At 68.0% G+C, this 11,503-nt stretch carries 15 protein-coding genes and 1 tRNA gene; 9 read left to right on the forward strand and 7 right to left on the reverse strand.

Features of this window, described 5'->3' with window-relative positions; all coding sequences use genetic code 11:
• The first annotated feature begins 90 nt into the window (after window positions 1–90).
• The gene (locus DU502_RS13835) at window positions 91–1,113 is read left to right on the forward strand and encodes a mechanosensitive ion channel family protein (protein WP_121920260.1); all 1,023 of its coding nucleotides are present in this window, start codon (window positions 91–93) and stop codon (window positions 1,111–1,113) included.
• A 2-nt stretch (window positions 1,114–1,115) separates the two neighbouring features.
• On the opposite strand, the gene DU502_RS13840 is transcribed toward DU502_RS13835, so the two are convergent.
• The 3 genes from DU502_RS13840 to DU502_RS13850 form a co-directional block, all read right to left on the reverse strand.
• Complete coding sequence (locus DU502_RS13840; RefSeq protein ID WP_121920259.1) at window positions 1,116–1,520, reverse strand: universal stress protein; 405 nt, start codon at window positions 1,518–1,520, stop codon at window positions 1,116–1,118.
• A 96-nt stretch (window positions 1,521–1,616) separates the two neighbouring features.
• Window positions 1,617–1,817, reverse strand: a complete 201-nt coding sequence (locus DU502_RS13845) for a dodecin (RefSeq protein WP_121920258.1) — start codon at window positions 1,815–1,817, stop codon at window positions 1,617–1,619.
• A 57-nt stretch (window positions 1,818–1,874) separates the two neighbouring features.
• Window positions 1,875–2,180 (reverse strand): hypothetical protein, encoded by a 306-nt coding sequence (locus tag DU502_RS13850; RefSeq protein ID WP_121920257.1) that lies wholly within the window; start codon window positions 2,178–2,180, stop codon window positions 1,875–1,877.
• A 104-nt stretch (window positions 2,181–2,284) separates the two neighbouring features.
• Here DU502_RS13850 and DU502_RS13855 point away from each other — a divergent pair, with 104 nt between their 5' ends.
• From DU502_RS13855 to DU502_RS13870, 4 genes are all read left to right on the forward strand, one after another.
• Entirely contained in the window at window positions 2,285–3,196 is a 912-nt protein-coding gene (locus tag DU502_RS13855; RefSeq protein WP_121920256.1) for an alpha/beta hydrolase, read from the forward strand.
• Between the two features lie 64 nt (window positions 3,197–3,260).
• Window positions 3,261–4,298, forward strand: coding sequence for a thiamine pyrophosphate-dependent dehydrogenase E1 component subunit alpha (locus DU502_RS13860; RefSeq protein ID WP_121920255.1), 1,038 nt, complete (start codon window positions 3,261–3,263; stop codon window positions 4,296–4,298).
• Window positions 4,298–5,293 (forward strand): alpha-ketoacid dehydrogenase subunit beta, encoded by a 996-nt coding sequence (locus DU502_RS13865; protein WP_121920254.1) that lies wholly within the window; start codon window positions 4,298–4,300, stop codon window positions 5,291–5,293. The genes DU502_RS13860 and DU502_RS13865 overlap by 1 nt, the downstream gene beginning before the upstream one ends.
• On the forward strand, window positions 5,293–6,300 hold the full coding sequence (locus DU502_RS13870) for an NAD(+)/NADH kinase (RefSeq protein WP_121920253.1): 1,008 nt from the start codon (window positions 5,293–5,295) through the stop codon (window positions 6,298–6,300). The genes DU502_RS13865 and DU502_RS13870 overlap by 1 nt, the downstream gene beginning before the upstream one ends.
• Here DU502_RS13870 and DU502_RS13875 read toward each other — a convergent pair.
• Entirely contained in the window at window positions 6,278–7,573 is a 1,296-nt protein-coding gene (locus tag DU502_RS13875) for an E3 binding domain-containing protein (RefSeq protein ID WP_121920252.1), read from the reverse strand. The genes DU502_RS13870 and DU502_RS13875 overlap by 23 nt on opposite strands.
• Before the next feature lie 325 nt (window positions 7,574–7,898).
• Here DU502_RS13875 and DU502_RS13880 point away from each other — a divergent pair, with 325 nt between their 5' ends.
• On the forward strand, window positions 7,899–8,429 hold the full coding sequence (locus DU502_RS13880; protein WP_121920251.1) for a DUF7344 domain-containing protein: 531 nt from the start codon (window positions 7,899–7,901) through the stop codon (window positions 8,427–8,429).
• A gap of 82 nt (window positions 8,430–8,511) precedes the next feature.
• On the opposite strand, the gene DU502_RS13885 is transcribed toward DU502_RS13880, so the two are convergent.
• Both DU502_RS13885 and DU502_RS13890 read right to left on the reverse strand, forming a co-directional pair.
• Entirely contained in the window at window positions 8,512–9,168 is a 657-nt protein-coding gene (locus DU502_RS13885) for a hypothetical protein (RefSeq protein ID WP_121920250.1), read from the reverse strand.
• The gene (locus tag DU502_RS13890; RefSeq protein WP_121920249.1) at window positions 9,168–9,836 is read right to left on the reverse strand and encodes a hypothetical protein; all 669 of its coding nucleotides are present in this window, start codon (window positions 9,834–9,836) and stop codon (window positions 9,168–9,170) included. Before DU502_RS13890 ends, DU502_RS13885 begins: the two co-directional genes overlap by 1 nt.
• A gap of 83 nt (window positions 9,837–9,919) precedes the next feature.
• Here DU502_RS13890 and DU502_RS13895 point away from each other — a divergent pair, with 83 nt between their 5' ends.
• Complete coding sequence (locus DU502_RS13895) at window positions 9,920–10,186, forward strand: hypothetical protein (RefSeq protein WP_121920248.1); 267 nt, start codon at window positions 9,920–9,922, stop codon at window positions 10,184–10,186.
• A gap of 8 nt (window positions 10,187–10,194) precedes the next feature.
• Window positions 10,195–10,395 (forward strand): YegP family protein, encoded by a 201-nt coding sequence (locus DU502_RS13900; protein ID WP_121920247.1) that lies wholly within the window; start codon window positions 10,195–10,197, stop codon window positions 10,393–10,395.
• A 19-nt stretch (window positions 10,396–10,414) separates the two neighbouring features.
• On the opposite strand, the gene DU502_RS13905 is transcribed toward DU502_RS13900, so the two are convergent.
• Window positions 10,415–11,146, reverse strand: coding sequence for an SDR family oxidoreductase (locus DU502_RS13905; RefSeq protein WP_121920246.1), 732 nt, complete (start codon window positions 11,144–11,146; stop codon window positions 10,415–10,417).
• Between the two features lie 170 nt (window positions 11,147–11,316).
• On the opposite strand from DU502_RS13905, the gene DU502_RS13910 reads away from it, so the two are divergent.
• A tRNA-Glu gene (locus DU502_RS13910) sits at window positions 11,317–11,391 on the forward strand.
• The last annotated feature ends 112 nt before the right edge of the window (window positions 11,392–11,503 follow it).

The raw sequence follows: 11,503 nt of genomic DNA on the forward strand, positions 1-11,503 counted from the left end.
CCCCCCTGCGTCGCGGACGATTTAGTAGCTTCCGAACGGCGACGGCGTCGGCGTGGAAACCCTTTTTTTCGGTGGCGGAGAGACACATCCATGGACATCGGGGCGGTCGCGCAAACCGGGACGCCGACACCGACGGGCCCGCCGGGGGAACTCGTGCCGCTGCTGAAGTGGCTGTGGGGCGCCGCGGCCGTTCGGGTCATCGTCGCCATACTCGTCGTCGGCATCGGCGTCGTTCTCTCGAAGTTCCTCGTTCGCCTGCTCGGCCGGCCGGTCGCCCGCCGCTTCAAACGCCAGAGCGTCGCCCAGACCGTCCTCGGCCTGCTCCGCGTCTCGACCGTCGTCGTCGCCACGTTCGTCGCCGGGAGCATCGTCGGCCTCGGTATCGGCGACATCGTCCTCTCCGTCACCGTCTTCTCTGCCGTCCTCGGTATCGTCCTCGCGCCCATCGTCGGGAGCATCATCAACGGCGTGTTCGTCCTCGCGGACAACCCATACGAGATCGGTGACATGATCGAACTGGAGAACGGGCGCCGCGGCTTCGTCGACGACATCACCCTCCGGTACACCAAGATCTTCACCCTCGAGAACACCTTCCTCGTCGTCCCGAACTCCTCGATGCGCGAACGGGACGTGACCAACTACTCCGCGGAGGACGAACGGACGCGGCTGTCGATCCCCCTGCTCGTCACCTACGAGGGGGATCTGGAGGAAGCGCGACAGCTCATGGAACGCGCCGCCCGCAACGTCGAGGGCGTGATCGAGGGTGGACCGGACATCCGCATCGGGAGCGCGCGCTACCCCGCGAAGCCGACCACGCTGATCGACGCCTACGCCGACAGCGGCGTCCGGTTGAACCTCCGTTTCTGGGCGCGGACGCCCTACAAGATCCCGCGGATCGAGTCGACCGTCCGCGAGCGTATCTGGGCGGGGCTGGAGGACGCGGACGTGGAGATCGCCTACCCCCACCAGCACCTCCTGTTCGACGAGAACAGCGGACGCGCTCGGGTCGCCGTCGAGGACGGGAGCGACCTGCCGCCGCCCGGCGCCGAGGACGCGAGCGGCGTGACCGAACGGGAACCGATGGAGAGCGACGACGACGGCGACGGCGAGTGACGTTACTCCGCGCTGACGGTGATCACGTCGCAGTCGAGTTTCTCACGCAGGAATTGGTCGATGTTGGGGTCGTCGAGAAAGCGGCTGAAGGTGCGTCGCCACCGGCTGACCTGTTTCGACCCGATGACGACCGCGTCGGCGTTCTCCGCCGCCACCTCGTCGAGGATGGTCTCCTCGACCAGAAAGCCCCGGCGGACGACGTAGCGGGCGCGGTCGATCCGGCCGAACTCCGCTTCGACCGCCCGCTTGAGTTCCGTTCGGGTCACTTCCCGACCCTCCTGATAGAGGTCGACGTGGAGGATGGTCAGGTCGGCGTCGCGCTCGTCGGCGATGCGAATCGCCTCCGCGAGCGTCGCCCGGGAGTGTCTGCTGAGCGGGTAGCGGACCGGCACGACCACCAGGGTCATGTCGACACAGAGGATTCGGGGGCGTTTCAATCTATTCGATTCGACCGAACGGCGCCGCCGCTCCGGCGCGCGATACGAAAAAACCGAACGCTGGCGTCAGCCTTCGAGTTCGAACGCCACCGTCACTTCCGCCTGGTACTCGCGGTTCTCGACGCTCGCAATCTCGACGCCGAGTTCGTCGACTTCGATCCACTTCACGTTGTCCAGCGTCTGCTCGGCGCGGTCGATGGCGTCGTCGGCTGCCGCGTCGAAGCTCTCCGGACTCGTCCCGATCAGGGTGATTTTCTTGAATACCATGTGTAACCGGACCTCCTCGTCTCGGCACCGTACCTAACGGGCCGTCGTCTCAAAAAGCTAGTCACCTGACGTGTCGTCGCCGGCCGCGATTCGGGCGTTCCGCTTCTCGGTGCTCATCGTGAGTTTCTGGTAGGAGTCCACCGCGGCGTCCAGCGCCCGCTTGCCGAAGACGAGGTAGCCCCCGGCCACGGCAAAGAGGAAAAAGAACGTATCGAGGGCCGCCTGCTGGACTCCCGTCGGAGAGACGATGTCGGGCCGCGTCACCGACAGGCTCCACGCGAACAGGACGGCCACCACGTACGCGATGGCGATGCTCTCCCGAACCACCCGCCGAACGACCGCACGTTTCCCATCCCCCATCATGTTAACATGTTAACACCCCGGCACCTTGAGAGTACTGCACACACGCGGCGCCGCGCACCCCGCGCCGAACGTTATGTGCGTGGTCGTCCAATAGGGAGCGTGTCATGGCCGAACTCGACCCGCAGGTGGAAGCCTACCTGCACGACCTCTCCGCGGAGGGCATCCCGCCGCTGTACACGCTCGGCGTGTCGGAGGCCCGCGAGACGTACCGGCGGCTCTGTGTAGTGGACGGGGCGACGGAGACGGGTGTCGAGACGACGGATCGGCGCGTGCCGGGGCCGGCCGGGCCGATTCCGATCCGGACGTACGATCCCAGCGACGCCGTCGGGCCCGTCGTGGCGTTCTTCCACGGCGGCGGGTGGATGCTCGGCGGCCTCGACACCCACGACGCCCTCTGTCGCGCCCTCGGAGCGGCGGCCGAATCCGTCGTCGTCGCCGTCGACTACCGTCGCGCGCCCGAACACCGATTCCCGGCGCCGCTGGCCGACTGCTACGCGGCGACCGAGTGGATCGATGCGGAGGTGGCCGACGACGGCCTCGTCCTCGTCGGCGACAGCGCTGGCGGCAACCTCGCGGCGGGCGTTTCCCTCCTCGCCGCCCGGCGCGGTGGACCGACCGTCGACCGGCAGGTGCTCGCCTACCCCGTCACGAACCACGCCTTCGACACCAACTCGTACACCGAGAACGCGCAGGGCTACTTCCTCACCCGCAAGGACATGGAGCGGTTCTGGAACGCCTACCTCCGGAGTGACGCGGACGGACGCCATCCCCACGCCTCGCCGCTTCGCACCGAGACGCCGTCGGCCTTCCCGCCGACGACCGTCCTGACCTGTGGGTTCGATCCCCTCCGCGACGAGGGACGAGCCTACGCCGACCGACTGGACGCAGCGGGCGTTCCGACCACCCACCGGTCGTACGACGACGTGATCCACGGCTTCCTGACGATGCTCGACGATCCCGACCTGGATCGGGCACGGGATGCCATCGACGACATCGCCGCGGACGTTCGGCAGTAAGCCGGATTCTACCCGAACGACCGTTATCTTTAATCTTGTGTCAATTGACAACACACACCGTAGTATGTCAGGGTACGATCTCGAGTCAGTAGACGGGCGTATCGAAGCACTGCGCCGGATGCTCACGATCCGAGTGTTCGACGAGACGGCGGGGGACCGGTTCGCCGACGGGGAGATTCCCGGATTCGTCCACCTCTATATCGGCGAGGAGGCCGTCGGGGTCGGCACCTGCGCGGCGCTTGCCGAGGACGATTACATCGCCAGCACGCACCGCGGCCACGGTCACTGTATCGCGAAGGGGCTGGACCCCGAGCACATGATGGCCGAACTGTACGGCAAGGCGGACGGCTACTGCAACGGCAAGGGTGGCTCGATGCACATCGCCGACGTGGACGCGGGGATGCTCGGCGCGAACGGCATCGTCGGCGCCGGGCCGCCGATGGCGACGGGCGCGGCCCTCTCCATCGACTATCAGGACCGCGAACAGGTGGCAGTCGGCTTCCTCGGCGACGGTGCCGTCGCGCAGGGACAGGTCCACGAGGCGGTCAACCTCGCGTCGACGTGGGATCTGCCGGCCATCTTCGTCATCGAGAACAACCAGTACGGCGAGGGGACGCCCGTCGGCAAACAGCACAACGTCGACAACCTGAGCGACACCGCGGCCGCCCACGACATCCCGGGCATCACGGTGGACGGGATGGACGTGACGGCCGTCGCGGAGGCGGTCGGCGAAGCCCGTGAACGCGCCCGTGCCGGCGACGGGCCGACCATCGTCGAGGCCGAGACGTATCGCTTCCGCGGCCACTACGAGGGCGACGAACAGGTGTACCGCGACGACGAGGAGGTCGAGCGGTGGCGGCAGCGCGACCCCATCACGTCGTTCAAAGAGCGGCTGATCGACCGCGGCGAACTCACCGAGGACGAGTTCGAGGAGATGGAAGCCGAGGTGGAGGCGACCATCGCGGACGCACTGGAGTACGCCAAGGAGGCGCCGTACCCCGAGCCGAGCGAAGCGTACGACGACATGTTCGGGGAGCCGGTGCCCGAAATCGAGGAGTTCGCGCGACAGGCACAGGCCCAGACCGACGGGGGTGAGCGCTGATGGCGCAAGCCGGCGTCGAGCAGACGGAGACGATGACGGTCCGGGAGGCCATCCGGCAGGGCCTCCGCGAGGAACTCGAACGCGACGACGACGTGTACATGATGGGCGAGGACATCGGCGACATGGGCGGCGTCCTCGCGGTGACGGGCGACCTGATCGACGAGTTCGGCGAGGAGCGCGTCCGCGACACGCCCATCAGTGAGGCGGGGTTCGTCGGCGCCGCGACCGGTGCCGCGGCGACCGGCACCCGGCCCGTGGTCGAACTCATGTTCTCCGACTTCATGGGCGTCTCGATGGAACAGATCATGAACCAGATGGCGAAGATGCGCTACATGTTCGGCGGGAAGACGGAGATGCCCGTCACCGTCCGGACCACCGAGGGCGGCGGGATGGGCGCCGCGAGCCAGCACTCCGGCACCGTCCACACGTGGATCGCACACTTCCCCGGCCTCAAGGCCGTCGCGCCCGGCACCGCCGAGAGCGCCAAGGGGCTGACCAAGGCCGCCATCCGCTCGGACGACCCCGTGTTCGTCTTCGAGAACAAGATGATCTACGAGCAACAGGGCGAGGTGCCGACCGATCCCGACTTCACCGTCCCCATCGGCGAGGCGGCGATCGAACGTGAGGGATCGGACGTGACCGTCGTCGCCACCCAGCGACTCGTCGGGGAGTCGCTGGACGTGGCCGAGGACCTCGCCGGATCGACGAGCGTCGAGGTGATCGACGCGCGGTCACTCTACCCCCTCGACACCGACACCATCGTCGAGAGCGTCGAGAAGACGGGACGCCTCGTCGTCGCGGACGAGAGTCCGCTCTCCTACGGCATCCACGCCGAGGTGGCTACCCGTGCCATGGAGAACGCGTTCTTCAGCCTCGACGCGCCCATCCAGCGGGTCGGCACGCCGGACACGCACGTTCCGTTCAGCCCGCCACTGGAGGACGAAGTCGTCCCCGACGGCGACGACGTGCGCGACGCCATCGACCGGATCGCATAGTGGCCCGCGTCGGACTCGTCGTCAACCCCGAGGCCGGGCGGGACATCCGTCGGCTGACCGGGGGCGCGAGCGTCGTCGACAACCACGCCAAACGGCGGGTCGCCGCCTGCCTGCTCGACGGCCTGACCGCCGTTCCCGACCCGCCCGCGGTGTCGATCCTGCCCGACCGCGCCGGCATCGCCGCGAACGTTGTCGAGGACGCACCCGACGGGGTCGCCGTCGACCGCCTCGACATCACGGTCGAAGGATCGGCGGCCGACACCCGTCGCGCAGCGGCACGCTTCCGCGAGACGGCGGATGTCATCGTCGTCCTCGGCGGCGACGGCACGACCCGCGACGCCGCGATGGAGTCAGGCGACATCCCGCTCCTCGCCGTCTCGACGGGCACGAACAACGTCGTCCCGACACCGGTCGACGGCACTATCGCGGGCGTCGCCGCGGCCGTCGTCGCCACCGAGCGCGTCGACGCCGACGCTGTGACCCGCCGCCACGGCACCGTCGAGGCCCGCGCCGAGACGCCGACGAGCGAGAAACGCGTGACCGGCCTCGCCTCCGTCGAGGTGTCCGACCGTTCGTTCGTGGGCACGCGCGCGCTGATCGATCCCGCGGATCTCGTGGGCGGCGTCGTCAGCCGCGCGCACCCGACCGAAATCGGCCTCAGCGGCGTCGCCGGCTGTCTCGACCCGTTCGATCCGGGGACGGGCGGCGGCGCCGCCCTCCATCTGTGCGATCCGGGCGAGGCGGATCGATCCGTGCGGACGGTCGTCGCACCGGGCGTGACCGCGACGGTCGGCGTGGAACGACACCGCCGACTCGACGCCGACGACCCCGCACGCTTCGACGTGCCGGACGGCGTCGTCGGCGCGGACGGCGAACGCGAACTCGAACTCGTCGACGCGACGGTCGAAATCGCCCCTCGCGAGGAGGGGCCCCGCCTCGTCGACGTGCGCGCCGCGCTCGACCGGGCGGCGCGAGCGGGCGTGTTCAGTCCAGATACGACTCGGTGACCAGCGCCGGGGCGCGGCCGGCCGCCTCGGCGACGGCGTCGAGGAACGCGCGGGCGTCGGTCGCGTCGAGGGCGCGCGTGTCGTACGTGACGTGCAGGGTGACGAGTCGGTCCAGTCGGACGCCGTCGTCGGTCGGTGTCGCACGCTGACCGACGGGGTCGAACGAGAGCGCCGCGACGGCGGGCGGGTTGACGACGCGCCCGACACCCGCATCGTCGTCTCCCGCCGCCGCGTTCGACAGCGTGAACGTCGGCGTCGGCGCGTCGTCCGGCACCTCCTCCCCACGCCGTTCGATCACCTCTGAGAGCGACCGCGTCGCCGCCTCCGCGACGACGGACGTGCCCGCCTCGTCGAGAACGGCGACGTGTTGTCCCTCGTGAATCTGGTGGGTGGCGTCGGCGTAGGTGGCGTTGAACCGCTGACACGCCGAGAGCGCCGCGGAGGCGACGAGAAAGACCACGTCGGTCACCGAAGCGTCCGCGTCGACGGCGTCGCGGGCGGCGGTGGTCGCGTCGAACAGCGCGTCGGCGTTGGCGGCGTCGAGGACGGCCGTCTCCCGCCGATACCGTTCCGCCGCCGACGGTTCGAGGCGCGTCGGTTCGGGCGACGGTTCGGCGGCCGCCGCCTCCACGTCGTCTTCGGTGATCGAATCCTGTGGCCCCGTCCCCTCGACGGTCGTCAGATCGACGCCCAGTTCCTCCGCTCGCTTGCGTGCCCGCGGCGACGCCTTCACCTCCTCGGCGGAATCGTCCTCGTCGGCACGCTCCGCGGCCGCCTCCACGTCGTCTTCGGTGATCGAGTCCTGCGGCCCCGTCCCCTCGACGGTCGTCAGATCGACGCCCAGCTCCTCCGCTCGCTTGCGTGCCCGCGGCGACGCCTTCACCTCCTCGGTCGTGGCCGCTCCGTCGTCCGCGGCCGTCGCGCCGGCGTCCGCTTCGTCCGTCGTCTCCGTCGCCGCGTCCGCGGCCGTCGACTCCGACACCTCGTCGCTCAGATCCGCTTCGGCCTCGGCTTCGAGATCCGAGATGTCCGCGTCGGCCGCCGCCACGATGCCGATGGGCGTCCCCGGCGGCACGGCGCCGCCCACGTCGAGGTAGGTGCGGCGGAGGACGCCGTCCTCGCGAGCGTCGATCTCGCCGATGCTCTTCTCCGACTCAATTTCGGCGACGAGATCACCCTCGGACACCGGATCGCCAGTGCCGACGGCCCACTCCAGTAGCGTCCCCTGTTCCATCTCGAGGCCGAGTTTTGGCATCCTGACGACGTATCCCATGGTGCGTGTACACTATCGCCAGGAAAAAATAGCCTCGCCCGACGACGCCATGGCACTCGCGTCCGACACCGAATCGCCGGCCGTCAACCCACCGGAACCGGCACGGGACACGTCGGCCATAACATATAACCGAGTGTTAGCGGAACAGTATCGAGTGGACCGTGCATCCCCCGTCCCGACCGCGAGTGAAGCCGTTCGGTGGAGCCGATGCACGGAGTCGCCCCGTGTAAAAAGGAACACTGTTATCAGCGCCGTGCCGAGCGAAGCGGGTGTGCCGTGCCCGGCACGGAGCCCGATCACCGATACAGGACGGTCAGCGTGACGAATGGTTCCACAACTCAGCGCTTCAACGGCGGACGAACTCTCCCGCGACGACCTGTTTTCGATGTTGCGGAACGAACGGCGCCGGGAGGTCATCCACTACCTGCACGAACACGACGGGCCGGTCGATCTGCGCGACCTGAGTGAGTACATCGCCGCGCTGGAGAACGACTGCGAGCCGAGCGAGGTGACGTACAAACAGCGCAAGCGGGTCCAGACCGCCCTCTATCAGATGCACCTGCCCAAACTCGCCGACCAGGAGATCGTCGCGTACGACCGGCGGGCAGGACGGGTCGAACTCGCGCCGGGTGCCGAGAACTGTCTCCCCTACCTCGAAGCGGATCGGGATCGCCCCCATCGTCGCTGGTGGCAATGGTATCTCGTCGTCGCCGCCGTCGTTGCGGTCCCGATCGGGCTGGCGTCGGTGGGCATCTCGCCGTTCGCGTCAGTCCCCGGACTGGGCTACGCGGTCGTCGCCTGCGCGGCATTCATCCTCATCTCCGTCGCGCAGGTCGCACGAGAACGCGGCGTCTAATAGGGATTATCGTAACTGTCCAGAGAGTCTCGCTGGACCGCCCCGGCGAGACTCTCTGATGACTTCCGAGAACCCCTATGACCTACGCCATCCGATCGAGTCGCGCCGCGATGGCGCCGGTCACGTCCGTCAGATGGGCCGTCCCCCACACCGCAACCACGACGCCGCCGAGCGTGTCGAACAGCAGGTCGAGCATCGTGTCGTCGAGGCCGTACTGCGTGAGGACGCTCTGGGTTCCCGAAAGGGCGGCGAGCCCCGCCACGCCGAACTCGATGACTTCCCAGAAGACGCCGAACGCGAGGACGAACAGGAGGATAAACACGAACATGAACCGGCCGGGGAGGGAGACGGCGTCGGAGTGGAGTTCGACGGCGCGCGCGGTGGCGTAGCCCGCCGCGGCGACGATAGAAGACGAGAGCGTGTGGGTCAGGTGATCCCACCACGGGATGCTCCGGTAGAAGTTGGTCTCCGATCCGGGTAGGCCGGCGGTACCCAGCGCGTGGAGGAAGACGGCGATGGTGATCCAGAGCGTCAGCGCCGGGTCCATCGGAATGTGGTAGTCGCGTTCGAGGACCGCCGGAAGCCCGGTCACCCCGAGACCGATGGTGGCGTTGACGACGATACCGAGGTTACCGCGCTCGAGGCCGAGGCCGACCATCACGACGAGTAATACCTGCATCACCCGCGTGAGTTGGCGCTGACGGCGGTCGGTGAAGCCGATCCGGTCACGCAGGCGCATCAGGACTCACCCTCCCGTCGCTTCCCGTCGGAGGTGACCGGATACCGCGGCGTGGTGTTGGCGTATCGACGGAAGTACAGTTCGAAGAGGATGCCGGCGAGGACGCCCGCGACGGTCGCGGCGACGAAGTCCCACATGAGCGCCGTCTCGATGACGTGCTCCGGACGACCGTCGAGCATGAGGCTGGTCCCGAGGAAGATATCCGAGAGCCACCGGGCTTCGGCCCACAGGCCCGCGGCGGCGACGGTGGCGATGGTGACGAACAGCACCGCGAAGGAGTCGCTCATCCGGACGGGCGTGAACACGTCGAGTTCGACCGCGAGGATAAGTGCCGCGGCCGCGACGGCGACGTACGTGGTGATACGGCCGGTGAGGGTGACGCCGCCGACGGTCTGTCCGGCGACCAGAAGCCGCCCCAGCGAAGGGACCGACGCGAGCGCCAGCACTTCCCACGGGAGCATCGCGTCGAGTTGGCGAGACGCGACCGCCGGCAAGACGGCGAGAACGACGAGCGCCAGCGTGAATCCCGACCAGAGCGGGTGGCCGTTGAGAGCCGCGGCCACACCGATCAGACAGAGCACGCTCACGAACGTCCACCCGAGGGCGGCGTTGAGTCGGCGCTGTTCGACCAGCCGACGAAGCCCGGCTCCGGATTCCGCAGTCGGCATGGGGTCCGTTCGACACGAATCGTCAAAACGCTTCGGCACGCAGGGGCGAAGATACAAGCCAGTGTCGTCACTTGTAGTAGCTGATGTCGAACGATCCGTCCGGACGACCCACCGCCGGTGAGGGGCAGACGTGGCTGGACGTCGTCGACGACGTCCTCGATACGGCCATCGACCGTGAGGAGGATCTGGAGTGTACGTTCGAAGACGTGACCGTGGACGTGCCCTTGCGGATGGACTCGGAGTCAGAGTTCGCCCGCTGGCATCTCGACGGGACCGTCCGCGTCCACGTCGAGGGGATGCGCGGCCCGCTAGCCGACTGGCTCCGCTGGTGGTCCAGACAGCTCTCTTGAATGATTCGATGACCACCGAGACGACGTTTCGGGTGATCGAGACCGGCGACGAGACGTTCCAGTGGCATCTCCGAGCCGACGACGGATCGACCCTCGCGACCAGTGACGGCGTCTACGAGACCAAGCAGGCAGCGATGCGCGACATCCAGCGACTCAAGCGCGTGGCGCCCGACGCTGGCGTCGAATCGGTCGACACCGGAACCCCGTGAACGCCCGCCACACCGCGATCTACCACCCCTCGAACTTGTCGCGACGGTAGACGTCGATCTCGTGGACGGTCGAGTGGTCCTGGGCGGCCGCGAAGCCGATGGCGTCCGCGATCTCCTCGGGTTCGCTCACCTCGCCCGGCTCGAACCGCTCGGCGAAGGAACTGCCGCTCTCGCTGGCGAACTCCGTCCGCACCTCCGTCGGGTTGACGACCGTGACGCCGACGCCGTCCGGCCCGGACTGTCCCTCGACGCCGTGGGCGAAGCCCCGAACCCACCACTTCGTCGCCGAGTAGACGGGATTGCCGGGGCGGGGGTACTGCCCCGCGAAACTCCCGACGAAGATGAGGTTGCCGTCCGACGCCTCCAGATGCGGGAGGGCCGCCCGCGTCGCGAAGAAGACGCCGTCGACGTTCGTGTCCATCATCGCCCGGTAGTCCTCCGTCGAGAGGTCGGCCACGTCGCCCCCGCGGCCCAGCCCCGCGTTGTTGACCAGTACGTCGAGGCCGCCGAACTCGTCGACGACGGTGGTGATCAGATCCTCCACCGCGGCCTCCTCGCGTACGTCCGTCGGAACGACGAGCGTCTCCGCACCGTACTCGGTTTCGAGGTCGGCGGCGATGGCGGCCAACCGATCCTCGCTCCGCGCGGCGAGGGCGACGCGCGCGCCCTGACTCGCGAACTCGTGCGCCGTTGCCTCACCGATACCGGAACTCGCGCCCGTGACGAGGGTCGCGTTGTTGTCGAGACTCATGGTCGTTCGCCCCGACGGTCCCGAGCCCCTTGATAGTAGCTCTCGTGCATCCGGGCGCCGGCGCGAATCGGCTCCGGGCGGCGATTCGATACCCGTCGACCGAGATAGTGGAGTTTAAATATTGGCACCCCTTCGGATTTGATGTGATCGACGCACGGTGCGTCGAGTAAGCTCCGATAGTGTAGTCCGGCCAATCATATTGCCCTCTCACGGCAATGACCAGGGTTCGAATCCCTGTCGGAGCATTTTCCGACCGTAGTGAGGAACTGTGGAGAGGGGAATTCGAACCACGCGAGACGAGCAGCGAGGAACCTCCGGTTCCTCGGGCAGTCGGCGCTTCGCGCCGACGACGAAGCG

This window comes from Haloplanus aerogenes, from assembly GCF_003856835.1.
Lineage (GTDB): Archaea > Halobacteriota > Halobacteria > Halobacteriales > Haloferacaceae > Haloplanus > Haloplanus aerogenes.